The sequence below is a fragment of the Cryobacterium sp. TMS1-13-1 genome (assembly GCF_004403125.1).
Taxonomy (GTDB): domain Bacteria; phylum Actinomycetota; class Actinomycetes; order Actinomycetales; family Microbacteriaceae; genus Cryobacterium; species Cryobacterium levicorallinum.
Genome location: NZ_SOGX01000005.1, coordinates 72,667 through 87,607, shown reverse-complemented (window position 1 = coordinate 87,607; position 14,941 = coordinate 72,667). Strand labels below are relative to the sequence as shown.

Genomic DNA, 14,941 nt, shown 5'->3' with positions numbered 1-14,941 from the left:
AGAAAGCGCCCATCAGGCCGACGGCCTAGCCGGCAACCGGCGTGGCAGTATCCGTCGTTCCGATGAGCACAGCCGCTGCGGCGGCCGACAATGAAGCGTGGGTGGGCCCGGAAGGCACGGTGGCCGGTCGATTTTTGGCAAACTCGCGGCGGAGCACCGGCACAACTTCTTCGCCCAGAAGGTCGAGTTGCTCCAGCACGGTTTTCAGCGGCAGGCCGGCGTGATCCATGAGGAAGAGCTGGCGTTGGTAGTTCCCGACGTAGTCGCGGAAACCGAGGGTGCGGTCGATGATCTGCTGCGGGCTGCCGACGGTGAGCGGGGTTTGCTCGGTGAAGTCTTCCAGCGACGGGCCGTGTCCGTAGACGGGTGCGTTGTCGAAGTAGGGGCGGAATTCGTTCACGGCGTCCTGGGAATTCTTGCGCATGAAGACCTGGCCGCCGAGACCGACGATGGCCTGCTCGGCGGATCCGTGTCCGTAGTGCTCAAACCGCTCGCGGTAGTAACCGACCATTTTCTGGGTGTGACTGGCCGGCCAGAAGATGTGGTTGGCGAAGAAGCCGTCACCGTAGAAGGCGGCCTGCTCGGCGATCTCTGGGCTGCGGATACTGCCGTGCCAGACGAAGGGCGGCACACCATCGAGCGGGCGCGGCGTTGATTGAAAATCCTGCAGCGGGGTGCGGAACTGGCCTTGCCAATTCACCACGTCTTCACGCCAGAGTTTACGCAGCAGCGCATAGTTCTCCAGGGCCAGCGGGATGCCCTGACGGATGTCCTGGCCGAACCACGGGTACACCGGGCCGGTATTGCCGCGACCGAGCACGAGATCGACCCGACCCTCGGACAGGTGCTGCAGCATCGCGTAGTCCTCGGCGATCTTCACCGGGTCGTTGGTCGTGATCAGGGTGGTCGCGGTCGAGAGGATGATGCGGCTCGTCTTTGCTGCGATATAGCCGAGCATGGTGGTCGGGGACGACGGCACGAAGGGCGGATTGTGGTGCTCACCGGTGGCGAAGACGTCGAGGCCGACTTCTTCGACCTTCTGGGCGATCGTGACCATTGCCGAGATGCGCTCGTGCTCGGACGGTTCCCGCCCGGTCGTGGGGTCAACGGTGCGATCGCCGACGGTGAAGATTCCGAACTGCATGTAAACCTCCAGGAATATCAATGCGTTTGCATTGAGATTACCAGTAACTGCGGCCGGGTTGACCGCATTCCCGGCAGCAAACCGCCCCGAACTGGTGCCATGAGAATGGGTGGCACACGTTCCAGTGTCAGTCAAAGTGTTACTGACTGAAATGAGGATGCGCCGATGCAGGGACTCGCGCGGGTGGCGGCAGCCGGAATGATGCGTGCCTGGGCCGCGATCAGCATGCAGGGCAGCGTCACCATTCCGCAGCCCAGCGACACCCCGGTGGCCCACTCCCCCGGCATCGACAGCGATCGCATTCTCGTGCTCGGCAGCGGGCCGGCCGCCGGTTGGGGCGTCAGCAGCCACGACCTCGCGTTGCCCGGTTCGCTCGCTCGGGCGCTTTCGGGGCGCACGCAGCGCGGAGCGGACGTCGCCCTCATTGCCAGCTCGATCGGGCTGCTGGCCTCCGCGCAGGTACAACTGCGCGGGGCTGACCTTCGGCGCCTCGATGCGATCGTCGTCGTTCTGGGCGTCGGTGACGCCCTGCACCTCACGGCCGAGCGAACCTGGCAGGCCGACCTCACTCGACTCCTGAATTTTGTCGAGCGACACACGAATGACAGCGCGTACATTTACGTTCACGGTATCCAACCCATTCGTGCCATTCCGATCTTCAACAGCCTCGGCGGAACAATCGCCGATCGGCACGCCCGATCGCTCGACGCGATCACCGAACGGGTCTGCCTGTCGATGCGTCGCTCCGTTTTCGTCCCCGTTGCGGACGCCGAGTTTCTAGCCTCCGCTGGTCTGTCCGATTCCACCGATTATCGCCACTGGGGCAAATTTCTGGCCGATAAGATGGCGGGGCGTCTGGACGTCGTGCAGCGCAGCCCCTATCCCGTACCGCTCGGATCCACCGATGCACCGCCCAGGACAGCACCCATCCGTGGCGGTGACCAGCGCCGCCTCAGACGCGGCTGTGACACCCGGTTGGATCATATTGTGGCGCTGGCGCAGCAGTCTTTCGGTACGGCATCCGCTCTCTTCGCTATTCGGGACAGTAATCGCCTGCAGATTCGGTCGAGTACCGGCCCCGCCTTGCCGAGCCCGGCCTGGAGCGATTCGATGTCGGCAATGGTCGTGCGCGCACGCGGTGCCGTCATCGTGCCCGACACGCTCGCCGATCAACGCCTGCGGCGCAAAGCCTTCGTCACCGGCGCGCCCCATATGCGTTTCTACGCCGGATTCCCCATCGAAGCAGCCTCGGGTGAGCGCATCGGCGCCCTCGGCGTGTTCGATCCGGAACCGCGCGCGGACTCGGGGGTCGATGCTGTCCTCCTGCGCGAGCTCGCCCTCATGATTCAGGAAGAGATGAACACGAACGGCGAGTTCGCCGGCTAGTCGACGGGCTTGGTCGCGGCGCCAGCTTCGACTCGGGCAGCTTCGGCAGCAGCCGCACGCTGCTTGATGCCGAGCACGGAGTGGCGGCGACCGTAGGCGAAGTAGACGAGGAACCCGACGGCCAGCCACACCCCGAACCGTGCCCAGGTGAGGGTGGTCAGGTTGAGCATCAGCCAGACGCAGAGCACGGCCGACAGGATCGGCAACACCGGCGAGAACGGCACCTTGAACGCGCGCGGCAGGTCGGGACGCTTCTTGCGGAGCACGACGACGGCGATACTCACCAGCACGAAGGCCGACAGTGTTCCGATGTTGATCATCTCTTCGAGCACCCCTACGTCGGTGAGCCCGGCGATGAGAGCAACGGCGGTACCGGAGATGATCTGAATGCGCGCCGGCGTGCGGCGTTTTTCGCTCGTGACGCTGAGCCAGCGCGGCAGCAGGCCGTCGCGGCTCATGGCGAACAGCACGCGAGACAGGCCGAGCAGCAGCACCATGATCACGGTGGTGAGGCCGACCAGGATTCCGATCGAGATCACCTGAGCGGCCCAGCCGGCGCCGACGGCGACGAATGCGGTCGCGAGGGAGGCGTTCGGGTCGTCGGCCAGTACGGTGTACGGCACCATGCCGGTGAGGACAAGGCTGACGCCGAGGTAGAGCACCGTGACGATCGCCAGGCCGGCGAAGATGCCGCGCGGCAGGGTCTTCTGCGGGTTCTTGACCTCTTCAGCGCTCGTGGCGACCACATCGAAGCCGATGAACGCGAAGAACACCAGGGATGCACCGGCCAGCAGGCCGAACAGCCCGTACTGCGCCGGGGCCGCCCCGGTCATGAAGGAGAACAGGGACTGCATCCAGACGTCGCCCTCGCCGCCGGCCCTGGGAACTTCGGCCGGAATGAACGGCGTGTAGTTCGCGGTGTTGATGAAGAACGCGCCGACGATGATGACGAAGACCACGATGGCGACCTTGATGATCGTGAAGACGCTGGCGACGCGGGCGGAGAGCTGGGTGCCGAGCACGAGCAGTGCGGTGAAGATGGCGACGATGACGAAAGCTCCCCAGCTGACGTCGAGGCCGATCACGGTGATCGTCGCTGGAATGTTCCAGCCGGCCAGATCGAACACGGTGCTGAGGTAAATGCCCCAGTACTTAGCGATGACGGCGGCGGCCGTGAGCATCTCGAGAATGAGGTCCCAGCCGATAATCCAGGCGAGCAGCTCGCCGAGGGTCGCGTAGGTGAAGGTGTAGGCGGACCCGGCGACGGGCACGGCCGAGGCGAACTCGGCGTAACACATGATCGCGAGGGCGCAGGTGAAGGCGGCGAGCAGGAAGGCCAGGGTGACCGACGGTCCGGCGTAGCTGCCGGCTGCCTTGGCGCCGACCGAGAAGATTCCAGCTCCGACGGCGACCGCTACGCCCATGATCATGAGGTCCCAGGTGCCGAGGGTGCGTTTGAGGCTGTGGCCCTTTTCCAGCGAGTCTGCTATCGAATCTTCAATACTCTTGGTGCGCCTAAGACTCATGCTGATTTCCATTCGTTATTGCCAACCACCTATGTTATCAAGCCGCTGTTCTACCCCCGCTCGGCGGCGGCACGCACAACGGGCCGCCACCTAAAAGGTGACGACCCGTTGTGAAGAAGTTCGCGTTGTCAACGCTGCATTCGCTTCGTGCAATTAAACTGCGCGAAATTAGCGACGCAGGCCGAGGCTGCCGATCAGTGTGCGGTACCGAGTGATGTCGATGTCCGACAGGTAACCGAGCAGACGGCGACGCTGACCAACCATAAGAAGCAGGCCACGACGTGAGTGGTGGTCGTGCTTGTGCTCTTTCAAGTGCTCGGTGAGGTCAAGAATGCGCTGCGTGAGCATTGCAATCTGAACTTCCGGGGACCCGGTGTCGCCTGGGTGGGTAGCGTACTTTTCGATGATCGCCTTCTTAGCATCTGGTTCGAGTGCCATAAAGTGGGATCCCCTTTCTCTCACTGCGCGGTGCCCTTGGCAGGATGCCTGAGCTCTCTTTATCCGCGGCCGTTGAACGGCAACCTTGATACTTTAGCAGAGCACACCGGCATAACCAGCACACCCTCCCGTTTTGGTGCCATGCGTCCGGTCTATTCCCGCCCGCTCATAGCGCTACAGTGGGGGAATAATCGAGGAGGTGCATGAACATGGGTACGTTGCTGTATGGCAATCCGGGTATCGTGATCACCTTCGACGATCGTGCCCTCATGCATCTGCAGATCGTGATCAGCACCAAGCTGCGGCGCCGGGAGAGTTTCATTTTCACCTGGTCCGATTCGGCCGACGAGGGAAGCGGTCGCAGCGCGATCTGGCTCGACCCGACGAGCACGCTGTACTACCGATATTTTGGCAGTCGCACCCCGTCGATCAACCGGGACTGGATCGAAGTCCTCATGCTCTCGGCCAACAGTGCCGGCGGTCTGGCGTTCATCGCCGAGCCGACACCGTCGCCGTCGCCGTCGCCGTCGCCGAGTATCAGCGCGAAGACGCGGCGCTAAGCGTTGGGGGCTGCGCTGCTCTGGGGGCGATGGCACCCAGCGCGTCGGCCAGCGCGGCCAGAAAATGGTCGGCGCTGGCGATACTGAGACAGAGCGGCGGCTTGATCTTGAGCACGTTTTCAAAGTCGCCGGTGGGCTGCACGATGCAGCCGCGCAGCAGCAGCTCGTCGCAGAGCCGTGCGGCCGCGCCCGTCGCCGGAGTGAAGGCGGCGCGGTCGCTGACCAGCTCGACGCCGAGGTAGAGCCCCATTCCGTACACCGCACCGATCAGATCGAAGCGTTCACCGAGCCGTTCCAGGCCCTGTTTGAGATGCCGGCCGACGACCTCAGCATTTTGTTGCAGGCCTTCGTCGCGCATGATGTCGAGCACGGTCAGGCCGATTCGGCAGCTCAGCGGGCTGCCGCCAGCCGACGAAAAGAACGGTCCCTCCTCGCTGAAGCGCTCCGCAATGTCTCGGCGGGTGATGACCGCGCCGAGCGGATGCCCGTTGCCTATTGCCTTGGCGATGGTGATGATGTCGGGAACCACTCCTTGTTGCTCGGTACCCCAGAAGTGCTTGCCGAGCCGGGCGTAGCTCACCTGCACCTCGTCGGCGATGCAGAGTGCGCCGCGGGCGCGCATCCGCTCGTAGACGCCGGCCAGGTAGCCGTCGGGCAATAACACGCCGCCGGCATTGCCGAATACGGGCTCGGCGATGAACGCGGCTACCGTGCGCTCGGCGTCGGCCAGGTCCCGCAGATCGCCGTCGAGGTCGTCGAGGTACTGCGGGGCAGACTGCATGCCCCGATATTTGCCGCGCACGGCGTTCGGCGCTTCGACCAGGTGCACCCAGTCGGGCCGGGTGTCGAGCGCCCGGGGGTTGTCGGCGACCGAGGAGGAGACGGCATCCGCTGCCAGCGACCAGCCGTGATAGGCCTCGCGCACCGCGAGCACGGTGTCCTGGCCGGTGTAGCTGAGGGCGAGGCGCAGGGCGAGGTCGACGGCCTCGGTGCCGCTATTGACCAGAAAGACGGTGTCGAGCGGGTCGGGGGCGAGTTCGGCGAGGCGCTCGGTGAAGCGCACGAGCTCCTCGTAGTGAAAGCGGGAGTTGGTATTAAGCAGCGACCATTGGCTGCGCGCGGCCTCGGCAATCCGCGGGTGCCCGTGTCCGACTGTCGTGACATTGTTCACCATGTCGACGTAGGCCTGGCCGTGAGTATCGATGAGGTGATGCTGCCAGCCACGTTCGATCTGCGGCGGGGCTTGGTAATAGTGTTCCTGCACGCGCGCAAAGGACTGGTCCCGGCGCTGCAACAGGGCGCCGGCATCGGCCAGTGAACGGGCGGTTTCCAGCCCGAGCAGCGCTGACGGGTCGGGGCAGACCCGCTGCCAGAGCGCAGCGTGTGACGGTGCGGCGAAGAACGGCGGGCGGATGCCGCGAAGCCGGCTGGTCTGCAGGGTCACGCGGGCCACTCGGGCGGCGTGGCGTGCACCGGCCGAACTGGCCTGAGCCGCACCAAGAGCGGTACCGAGAGCGGTACCGAGAGTCGTTCCGGCTTCGACGGTCTGGCCGTCGATGGCCGCGGCGTCGATGCCGGTCAGCCACAGGTCGAAGTGGGCGGCCTCGAGCCGCACCGTGTCGGAATCGACGACCACAACCGTCCCCGCGATCGGCGCGGTGATGTGGCTGCCGCCCGGCAGGATCACCTCGACGCCGAGGGCCAGGGTGACCGATTCCTCGGCCGTGTTGATGCGCGTTTGGGAGAGCCGGTATTCGCCGTAGCGGGTGACGGCGTGGCCGAGCTGGGCTGCGGCATCCGCTGCAATGCGCGCATCAATGTCCGGTTCCAGCCAGACTCCGGCGTCGTAACCAGCGCTCGTCACGGACAGGTCGATGATGGCCGCTGGATCGAGCGGCCCAGCCAGGGGGTAGTCGGTTGTCATGATGGGGGCGTCGGTGCCCGCCAACGTGAACCGGATGAGCGCTTCAACCTCTGCACCATCAAGGTCGGCGGCCGTTTCGAAGGCGCGCCACTCGCGGGCGCGGTTCGCGTCGGCGTAATCGTTGTCACCGTCCAGACGCACCTGCTGTTCACCGCTCACGACGAGCACAGCGCAGCGCAACACGATCAGCGGCCAGAGCGCGCTGATTTCACCCTCGGTCAGCGGCGCCCGCGCTGCGAATGCCTCGATCGCAGCGAGCATGGCGAGCGGATGCTGCGGGCTGCGGTAAAGCACGCAGGCGCAGGTCGCGGCAAGCTCGGCCACCAGCCAGCCCTGCGCTACGTCGCCGAAGTCGATGACCCCGGTGATCGTGTCTGTGGTGTCGTCGAGCGAGACGACGTTGTCGTCGGTCAGGTCGCCATGAATCGTCTGCACCCGCAGGTCGGCCGTGACCGGCGCGACCTGCTGCCGCGCCGTGTCGGTCACCGCCCGAAGGCGATCCTTGTGGCTATCGTTGTCGACGAAGTGCAGGAGCGCGTCGATGACTTCGCCGCCGCGGCGCAAATCCCACTGCAGAACGCGGTCGGTTCCCGGGTGCTCGAAGTCCTGGAGGCCAGACGCGATCCGGCCCGCCACATCGCCGAGCGAGCGGATCTGCCCGTCGGACAGACGGAGTGAGTCGGTCAGCGGCTGCCCATGCACATAGGTCAGCAGGCGCAGGTCGAGGGCCTGCCCATCGATGGTGACGCGCTGGATCTCGCCACCGTCGATCCCCTGGAGCGCCGCTGGCAGGTCGAGCCCCAAGACGCGCAGGTGCGCCAGGGCAGCGTTCTGCGCCTCAAGCGCGACGGGGGCGATGGCCGGGTTGGAGACCTTGAGTACGACCGTGGCGGCATCCGTGTGAATGCGAAAGTTGCGATCCTGGTTGCTGCCCAGCTCGGCGACGAAGCCGATGACGTTGAACCGCTCGCGGGCGAGATCGACCGCCTGTTCGAGCGTCAGGCGCGGGCGCGGCAGGTGGAAGTGGCTCTGCTCGGTCATGGTTCTCCAGTCATGCGGGTGGCAGCGGTGGCACGGGCAGGATGGGTTTAGCGCTTGCGCACGAGCCGCTTCGGCGGAATGGCGCGTGGGGCATCCGGGGTGTTCCAGGCCTTGGCGATGGCCCAGGCGACGGCAGCGATCGGCACCGAGAGCACGGCACCGACGATGCCGCCGAGAATGGTTCCGGCGGTCAGGCCGACCAGGATGACGAGCGGATGCAGCTTGAGTGACTGCGCCATGACGACCGGCTGCAGAAAGTTTCCCTCGAGCTGGTTGACAGCGACCACGATGATGAGCACGATGAGCGCCACGACCGGGCCACTCGCGACCAGGGCCACGAGCGCGGCGAGCACACCGGCCGCGGTCGCTCCGATCAGCGGAATAAACGCTCCGAGGAACACGATGACCGCGAGCGGCAGGGCGAGCGGAACCTGCAAAATGGCCAGGCCGATGCCGATCGCGGTGGCGTCGACGGCGGCGACGATCGCGGTGCCCCGTACGTACCCGCCCAGCACCCGCAGGGAGGTGTGACCGATGCGGCGTCCGCGGGCGAGGCGCTCACCCTTGAACGGACTCAGGAAGAAGTTCCAGATCTGGCCGCCGTCCTTAAGGAAGAAGAACAGAATGACCACGAGCAGCACGGACCCGGTGATCAGTTCAAAAACAGCGGATGCCCCGGCCAGCGCCCCCGAGCCGAACTGACTGCTGGTGAGAAAATCGACGACACTATTGCGGGCGTCGGTAATCTGCTGCGCGTCGACCTGGATCGGTCCGTCGATGAGGAATTGCTGGAGCTTGTCGATGCCCTCGGAGGCCGAGGAGAACAGTTCGTTCCACTGGTCGCGCACAGCGAACACGATGAGCGTGATGATGCCGCCGAACACGGCGATGCCGCCGAGCAGGGTGATCCAGGTGGCCAGAATAGCGGCGACGCCGCGCTTGCGCAGTCCGTTGATCACCGGACTCAGAGCCGCGGCAAGGATGATGGCGATCAGGACCGGGATGACGACGAGCTTGAGCTGCACGAGTCCGTAGATGACGGCGGACGCGAGCACGATGACGAGCAGAATCTGCCCGCTGCGCAGGCCGAGCCAGCCGAGCCGGTCATTCAGCGGAGTGCGAGGGACCAGGGGCGTGGGGTCGTCGTGTGCGCGCATGCACCCAGCCTAGACAGGCATCGGGCAGAAACCCCGATCGACCGGCTACTTCATTTGATTTCAGTGAAGGTGCCCGCCACCGCGTCGAGTACGGCTTCGTCGCCGGCGTAGATTCCACTGGCGCGCGGCCAGTGGCTGATGACGTCGGTGAAACCGAGGTCGGCAGCGCGGCCGACGGCATCCTCGAACGCATTCATGCTCTGCAGGGAATATGTTCCGCCGCTGTCGAGTGAGAGGTAGCGGTCGATGGCGGCCGGGTCTCGGCCTTCAGCGGTCGCCACGTCGTCCAGCCGGTGCGTGAGGCCGCGCACGCCCTCCCACCAGTCCTCCCCCGAGGTTCCATCCTGGCCGGTCGTCACCCAGCCCTGCCCGAACCGACTGACCAGTCCCAGGCCTTTGGGGCCGTTGGCGGCGATGACGAACGGCACGCGTTGCCGCACCGGGGCGGTCGACTTGGGCAGCACCATGCGCGCATTGACAGCCGAGTACCAGTCACCAGCGAAACTGATTCCCGCGGTGGAACCCGTCTCCTCGCCGCGTAGCAAGAGGTCGAGGTCGGCGACGAATTCGGCGAACCGTTCGTGCCGCTGCCGGGGCGTGTACTGGGGCTGGCCCAGAACGGTGGCGTCGAACCCGGTGCCGCCCGACCCGACCCCGAGCAGAAACCGTGCGTTCGACACGTCGTCGACGGTGGCTATGTCCTTGGCAAATGGCACCGGATGCCGAAAATTCGGTGAGGAGACAAAGGTGCCCAGAACGATGCGTTCGGTCACGGCCGCTGCGGCGGTCAGGGTGGGAATGGTTGCATTCCAGGGTTCGTCGACGAGCGACCGCCAGGACAGGTGGTCGTAGGTCCAGGCGTGGTCGAAGCCGTACTGCTCGGCACCGAGCCACTTCTCGCGCGCACACGGCCATGGGTCTTGCGGGAGAATGACGATTCCAAAGCGCATGAGGCGAGTCTATTCAGCGGGGCGCTTCGACCTGTTGCGATGTCGGTGCCCGGTGCCAGACTCTGCACATGGACACTCCGCAGATTCACACTCCGCAGATTCACCCACACTGCACGATCGTGCCGCCGTACCTGCTGATGCGATTGGCACAACTGGACGATCCCAAATTCGCGCGGGCCGCGGCTGCCGCTAGGGACTCGCTACTGCGGGACTCGCGGATTCGGCAATTGCGCGATGGCACGCATCCACGCGCCCACCCGAGTGCGCACAGCCTGCCCACCCGCACACCGGGGGAATCCGATCGCACCATTTCGGATGCCGGTGGCCTCGAACGCCTACCCGGTCGCCGGGTGCGCACGGAGGGTCAGCCCGCCGGAACCGACCCTGCCGTGACCGAGTCGTATGACAGCCTCGGAGCCACCCAGGCGATGTACTGGAACCAGTTCGGACGCGACAGCATCGATAACGGTGGTATGCCGATGGATGCCACGGTGCACTATGGCCAGAAATACGACAACGCCTTCTGGGACGGTGAACGCATGGTGTTCGGCGACGGAGATGGCCAGGTTTTCAACCGGTTCACCATTTCGCCGAGTGTGATCGGTCACGAGCTCACGCACGGCGTCACCCAATTCTCGGCGAACCTGGAGTACCAGGGTCAGTCCGGCGCGCTCAACGAGTCCATTTCCGATGTGTTCGGCGCGCTCGTCGAGCAAAATCTGCGGGGACAGCCGACCAGCGCGGCCAGCTGGCTGATCGGCGAGGGCCTATTCACCGAACAGGTTGAGGGCATCGCCCTGCGCTCGATGAAAGCGCCCGGCACGGCGTACAACGATGATGTGCTCGGCAAGGATCCGCAGCCGGACAGCATGGCCGGTTACGTCGAGACGGACGACGACAACGGCGGGGTGCACCTCAACTCGAGCATTCCCAACCGCGCCTTCTACCTCGTCGCCGAGGCCATCGGCGGCAACGCCTGGGAAATGCCGGGCCGCATTTGGTATGACACGCTCACCGGACCGATGCTTCGCCCGCAGAGCGATTTTGCTGCCTTCGCGGCGGCGACGGCGGATACCGCGGCCCGCCTCTATGGAAACGGTTCGACCGCCCACGACGCGGTCTTGCGGGCCTGGGCGACGGTCGGGGTAGTGGCCGCCGTTCCCTCGCCGCTGCCCAACACGACCGGCACTCCGAGCGCCCCTGGTATCTCCCTGCCGCCAGCGTATTCGGCACCTCTCGTCGACCCGCTGGCACCGATGCCGCCGGAGCCGCGACGCGGGCCGACCGCGGGGCAACCATCGGGGTAACCTTTCGGTATGAAAGTCATTGTCTCGCGCAGCGGCGGGATGGCCGGGATCCGCCTCACCTGGGAAGTCAGAGTTGAAGAGCAACCCGACCCCGCAACCTGGGCGGATTTTCTCGATTCGCTGCCCTGGGACGACGTTACCGACAGTGTGGCAACTGCAGACCGGTTCGCCTATCGCATTCGATGCGCCCCGCACGAGGTGGTGCTCGCCGAGCCCGAGGTGAACGGTCCGTGGCGCGACCTGGTCAACCGCGTCAAGGCCGCCAACGGAATGTAGGCGGCTCTGAACCGGCGGTGGTGCTGGTTATTCTTTCGAGCGACGGCCCCAGCGGGGGCGACGGGCTGGATCGTCGGTCAGCGCAGCCTCGATGTGGCCGTCGACCTGATCGCCGAAGTGGTCGTCGAAGTTCTCCTCGAGGTGCGCGGTCACGGTCTTGCCGATGCGGCGCGCCATCTCCTCCCGACGCTGACGACGTTCGGCACTGACCAGAACCTCGTGCTCGATGCGGAACGCCTTGTAGGTGGCAATACACATACCGATCATGACGATGCTGACCGGTATCGCGGTCAGAATCGCGCCGGTTTGCAGGGCAGCGAGTCCGCCGGCCAGCAGCAGGGCGATCGCGACGATTCCGCTGAGGCTCGCCCACATGATGCGGCTCCACTTGGGCGGGTTGGTGTCGCCACCCGAGGCGAGCATGTCGATCACGAGCGAGCCAGAGTCGGCCGAGGTGATGAAGAAGATCGCCACCACGATGACGGCGATAACCGAGAGGATGCCGCCGAGCGGAAGCTGCCCGAGGAAGTTGAACAGCACGTTCTCGGAGATGATTCCGACCGCGGGGTCGAAGAGACCGCCGCCGTCGCCTTCCCAGGCCAGTTTGATGGCGCTGCCGCCCATGACGGCGAACCAGACGAAGGTGACCAGCGTCGGCACGAGGAGTACGCCGGCGATGAACTCCCGCACGGTGCGGCCACGCGAGATGCGCGCGATGAAGACACCGACGAACGGCGCCCACGAGATCCACCAGCCCCAGTAGAAGACGGTCCAGGCGCCCTGCCAGGCGGTACCGGCTTCCCCGGTGAAGGAACCGGCGTCGAAGGTGAGTCCGATCACGTTCTGAAAGTACCCCCCGATGGACTCGACGAGCACGCGCAGCAGGTACAGGGTGGGTCCGAGGGCCAGCACGGCGATCAGCAGCAGCCCGGCCACGCCGAGGTTAATGTTGGAGAGCCATTTGATGCCCTTGCCGACTCCACTCACCACGGAAACGGTGGCGATGGCGGTGATCACGATGATGAGCACGACAAGGAGGGTGTTGTTGACTTCACCCACGACGCCGAGGTAGCTCAGGCCGGCCGCAATCTGCTTGACCCCGAGACCGAGTGAGGTCGCCACGCCGAACAGGGTTCCGACGATGGCGATGACGTCGATGGCGTCACCGAGGCGACCCTTGACCCGGTCACCGAGGAGCGGCTCCAAGGCCCAGCGGATGGATACCGGACGGCCCTTGCGGTGGATGGAGTAGGCCAGAGCGAGTCCGACGACGGCGTAGATTGCCCAGGCGTGAAAGCCCCAGTGCAGGAAGGTCTGCGACATGGCGGCGGCGGCGAGCTCCTGCGAGTCTCCGGTCACGCCGGGTTTCGGGTTGGTGAAGAAGGTGAGCGGCTCGGCCGCTCCCCAGAAGACGAGGCCGATGCCCATACCGGCGGCGAACAGCATCGCGAACCAGCTCATGATGCCGAATTCCGGCTTGTCGTCGTCCTGGCCAAGTTTGATGTCGCCGAAGCGGCTCGCGCCCATCCAGATGGCGAATACCACGAAGGCGGCCACGATGACCATGTAGTACGGTCCGAGACCGGCGACGACCCAACCCTGCAGCAGGGCGAGCACGCTGCCGGTGCGTACCGGGAAGGCGATGGCGACGATCACGACGACCAAAATGATGCCGAGCGCCGGATAAAATACTCGAGGAGCCGGAATAACAAATCGCCGGGGTCGGGGGGGACTGATTTTTGGCGTTTTCGCCGGTAGTTCGGGTAGCGCACTCACTGTGAAACTTTCTCAAAGAATAGATTGTGGCGGACGAAAGAAACCGTTGCTGAGCCGCCAGGTATGTGCCCCGCTGGGCAAATTTCCAGCTTATCGGTAAAGCGTGCCGCAAAGTGGGGGCAAGGGATTTTCTTAGGAACAGGCCGACTTTTGCCGATGCACCCCTCGATTGGGGTGCCGGACCGTGTGATTATGGACCATGACCTACGAAGATGTCGACGCCACCCACAATCCCGTGCACACTCTCACGGAAGAGGAATGCTGGAATGCCCTGCTCTCGGCGAGTCTGGGCCGCCTCGCGGTCGCCGTCGGCGGCGTTGCCGACATCTTTCCGGTGAATTTCGTCGCGGCCGATCGTCGGCTGCTGTTTCGCACGGCAGCCGGCACCAAACTCGTGGAACTGACCGTGAACCACACGGTGGCCTTCGAAACGGATGGCGTGGGTCGCGACGAAGCGTGGAGCGTCGTCGTGCACGGAACGGCACGGGCGCTCGATTCCCAGTACGAGATTGACGCGGCCGCCGCTCTGCCGCTTCGGCCCCTGATTCCCACGGTCAAGCCGACGTTCGTCGAAATCATTCCAACAACGATCACCGGGCGACGGTTCACCCTCGGCCCGGAACCCACAACGGCGCTGATGTAGAGCCGGTGACCGGGCGCGCTACCGTTGAGGTGCGCCCGTTGTCATCCAACCAGGGCAAACAGGAGTGCCGTGCCCGCCATGCTCAACCTGACCGTGCACGTGAAGCCGGGCAGCCGCAAAGGCCCCCTCGTGGTCGACGATGCCGAAAGCACTCCGGAACACGCCTCCGTCACCGTCTTTCTGCAGCAGCGCGCGGTAGAGGGCGCCGCCAATGACGCCCTGGTCGCTCTGCTGGCCAAGCACTTCCAGGTGGCCAAGCGTGATGTGAGCATCATTCGCGGTCACACCTCCAAGATCAAGCATTTGCGCATCGACCGGTCGTAGTCGTAGCGCCCACCCGGCAGACGAAACGGGATGCGACTGCAGCAGCCGCATCCCGTTTCCTTTCGCTTCGTTTCGTTTCGAGTGGCGCTTTAGCTGACGCCGAGCAGGTCAATCACGAAGATCAGGGTCTGGCCGGAGAGACGGTGGCCGGAACCAGCCGGGCCGTAGGCGAGATGCGGGGGCACAACGAGCTTGCGACGCCCGCCGACCTTCATGCCGGGGATGCCTTCCTGCCAGCCCGCGATGAGCGAGCGCAACGGAAAGTTGATCGACTGGCCTCGGTTCCAGGACGAGTCAAACTCGTCGCCGGACTCAAACTCAACACCGAGGTAATGCACGTCGACGGTCGCGCCGGCAGCCGCCTCGGCACCGTCTCCGATGACGATATCGGTGACCTCAAGTTGCTCGGGCGCAGCGCCCTCTGGAAAGTCGATTTCGGGCTTGGAATTCATATCAGTCATGCACCCATCCAACCGGATTTTGTGCCCG

14 protein-coding genes are annotated in these 14,941 nt (G+C 65.0%); 6 read left to right on the top strand and 8 right to left on the bottom strand.

The features are described 5' to 3' along the window. Positions 1 to 25: 25 nt before the first annotated feature. The gene (locus E3T31_RS04250; protein WP_134467625.1) at positions 26 to 1,144 is read right to left on the bottom strand and encodes an LLM class flavin-dependent oxidoreductase; all 1,119 of its coding nucleotides are present in this window, start codon (positions 1,142 to 1,144) and stop codon (positions 26 to 28) included. A 165-nt stretch (positions 1,145 to 1,309) separates the two neighbouring features. On the opposite strand from E3T31_RS04250, the gene E3T31_RS04245 reads away from it, so the two are divergent. Next, the gene (locus E3T31_RS04245; protein ID WP_134467624.1) at positions 1,310 to 2,530 is read left to right on the top strand and encodes a GAF domain-containing protein; all 1,221 of its coding nucleotides are present in this window, start codon (positions 1,310 to 1,312) and stop codon (positions 2,528 to 2,530) included. On the opposite strand, the gene E3T31_RS04240 is transcribed toward E3T31_RS04245, so the two are convergent. Together E3T31_RS04240 and rpsO are read right to left on the bottom strand one after the other, a co-directional pair. Then, positions 2,527 to 4,056 (bottom strand): amino acid permease, encoded by a 1,530-nt coding sequence (locus tag E3T31_RS04240; protein WP_134467623.1) that lies wholly within the window; start codon positions 4,054 to 4,056, stop codon positions 2,527 to 2,529. The genes E3T31_RS04245 and E3T31_RS04240 overlap by 4 nt on opposite strands. 168 nt (positions 4,057 to 4,224) lie before the next feature. Then, positions 4,225 to 4,494 (bottom strand): 30S ribosomal protein S15, encoded by a 270-nt coding sequence (gene rpsO, locus E3T31_RS04235; protein ID WP_092112143.1) that lies wholly within the window; start codon positions 4,492 to 4,494, stop codon positions 4,225 to 4,227. A 209-nt stretch (positions 4,495 to 4,703) separates the two neighbouring features. Here rpsO and E3T31_RS04230 point away from each other — a divergent pair, with 209 nt between their 5' ends. Beyond that, positions 4,704 to 5,054, top strand: a complete 351-nt coding sequence (locus tag E3T31_RS04230) for an ATP-dependent DNA ligase (protein ID WP_134467622.1) — start codon at positions 4,704 to 4,706, stop codon at positions 5,052 to 5,054. Here E3T31_RS04230 and E3T31_RS04225 read toward each other — a convergent pair. Genes E3T31_RS04225 through E3T31_RS04215 form a run of 3 tightly spaced genes read right to left on the bottom strand, consistent with a single transcriptional unit; the run spans position 5,032 to position 10,126 of the window. Next, positions 5,032 to 8,019 (bottom strand): aminotransferase, encoded by a 2,988-nt coding sequence (locus E3T31_RS04225; protein ID WP_134467621.1) that lies wholly within the window; start codon positions 8,017 to 8,019, stop codon positions 5,032 to 5,034. The genes E3T31_RS04230 and E3T31_RS04225 overlap by 23 nt on opposite strands. A gap of 47 nt (positions 8,020 to 8,066) precedes the next feature. Then, complete coding sequence (locus E3T31_RS04220; RefSeq protein WP_134467620.1) at positions 8,067 to 9,176, bottom strand: AI-2E family transporter; 1,110 nt, start codon at positions 9,174 to 9,176, stop codon at positions 8,067 to 8,069. Between the two features lie 50 nt (positions 9,177 to 9,226). Further along, a complete protein-coding gene (locus E3T31_RS04215; protein ID WP_134467619.1) occupies positions 9,227 to 10,126 on the bottom strand; it encodes an LLM class flavin-dependent oxidoreductase in 900 nt (299 codons plus the stop codon). Between the two features lie 68 nt (positions 10,127 to 10,194). On the opposite strand from E3T31_RS04215, the gene E3T31_RS04210 reads away from it, so the two are divergent. After that, positions 10,195 to 11,433: a M4 family metallopeptidase gene (locus tag E3T31_RS04210; RefSeq protein ID WP_174844843.1), complete on the top strand. Its 1,239-nt coding sequence runs from the start codon at positions 10,195 to 10,197 to the stop codon at positions 11,431 to 11,433. 9 nt (positions 11,434 to 11,442) lie between these two features. Further along, complete coding sequence (locus E3T31_RS04205; RefSeq protein ID WP_134467618.1) at positions 11,443 to 11,709, top strand: protealysin inhibitor emfourin; 267 nt, start codon at positions 11,443 to 11,445, stop codon at positions 11,707 to 11,709. A gap of 27 nt (positions 11,710 to 11,736) precedes the next feature. Here E3T31_RS04205 and E3T31_RS04200 read toward each other — a convergent pair whose 3' ends face one another. After that, positions 11,737 to 13,485 (bottom strand): BCCT family transporter, encoded by a 1,749-nt coding sequence (locus E3T31_RS04200; protein ID WP_134467617.1) that lies wholly within the window; start codon positions 13,483 to 13,485, stop codon positions 11,737 to 11,739. Positions 13,486 to 13,684: 199 nt separating this feature from the next. On the opposite strand from E3T31_RS04200, the gene E3T31_RS04195 reads away from it, so the two are divergent. Beyond that, positions 13,685 to 14,128: a pyridoxamine 5'-phosphate oxidase family protein gene (locus E3T31_RS04195; RefSeq protein WP_134467616.1), complete on the top strand. Its 444-nt coding sequence runs from the start codon at positions 13,685 to 13,687 to the stop codon at positions 14,126 to 14,128. Between the two features lie 78 nt (positions 14,129 to 14,206). Continuing rightward, complete coding sequence (locus E3T31_RS04190; RefSeq protein WP_134467700.1) at positions 14,207 to 14,452, top strand: DUF167 domain-containing protein; 246 nt, start codon at positions 14,207 to 14,209, stop codon at positions 14,450 to 14,452. 89 nt (positions 14,453 to 14,541) lie between these two features. On the opposite strand, the gene E3T31_RS04185 is transcribed toward E3T31_RS04190, so the two are convergent. Continuing rightward, positions 14,542 to 14,913 carry an FKBP-type peptidyl-prolyl cis-trans isomerase gene (locus E3T31_RS04185; protein WP_198416970.1) on the bottom strand — a complete coding sequence of 124 codons (372 nt, stop codon included), beginning with the start codon at positions 14,911 to 14,913 and terminating at the stop codon, positions 14,542 to 14,544. Between the last annotated feature and the right edge of the window lie 28 nt (positions 14,914 to 14,941).

Excerpts from the sequence above, each read along its gene's own strand:
- E3T31_RS04250 (WP_134467625.1), bottom strand. The coding sequence starts at position 1,144 with ATGCAGTTCGGAATCTTCACCGTCGGCGATCGCACCGTTGACCCCACG.
- E3T31_RS04210 (WP_174844843.1), top strand. The coding sequence starts at position 10,195 with ATGGACACTCCGCAGATTCACACTCCGCAGATTCACCCACACTGCACG.
- E3T31_RS04245 (WP_134467624.1), top strand. The coding sequence starts at position 1,310 with ATGCAGGGACTCGCGCGGGTGGCGGCAGCCGGAATGATGCGTGCCTGG.
- E3T31_RS04205 (WP_134467618.1), top strand. The coding sequence starts at position 11,443 with ATGAAAGTCATTGTCTCGCGCAGCGGCGGGATGGCCGGGATCCGCCTC.
- E3T31_RS04230 (WP_134467622.1), top strand. The coding sequence starts at position 4,704 with ATGGGTACGTTGCTGTATGGCAATCCGGGTATCGTGATCACCTTCGAC.
- E3T31_RS04190 (WP_134467700.1), top strand. The coding sequence starts at position 14,207 with ATGCTCAACCTGACCGTGCACGTGAAGCCGGGCAGCCGCAAAGGCCCC.
- E3T31_RS04185 (WP_198416970.1), bottom strand. The coding sequence starts at position 14,913 with ATGACTGATATGAATTCCAAGCCCGAAATCGACTTTCCAGAGGGCGCT.
- E3T31_RS04215 (WP_134467619.1), bottom strand. The coding sequence starts at position 10,126 with ATGCGCTTTGGAATCGTCATTCTCCCGCAAGACCCATGGCCGTGTGCG.
- E3T31_RS04195 (WP_134467616.1), top strand. The coding sequence starts at position 13,685 with ATGACCTACGAAGATGTCGACGCCACCCACAATCCCGTGCACACTCTC.
- E3T31_RS04220 (WP_134467620.1), bottom strand. The coding sequence starts at position 9,176 with ATGCGCGCACACGACGACCCCACGCCCCTGGTCCCTCGCACTCCGCTG.
- rpsO (WP_092112143.1), bottom strand. The coding sequence starts at position 4,494 with ATGGCACTCGAACCAGATGCTAAGAAGGCGATCATCGAAAAGTACGCT.
- E3T31_RS04240 (WP_134467623.1), bottom strand. The coding sequence starts at position 4,056 with ATGAGTCTTAGGCGCACCAAGAGTATTGAAGATTCGATAGCAGACTCG.
- E3T31_RS04225 (WP_134467621.1), bottom strand. The coding sequence starts at position 8,019 with ATGACCGAGCAGAGCCACTTCCACCTGCCGCGCCCGCGCCTGACGCTC.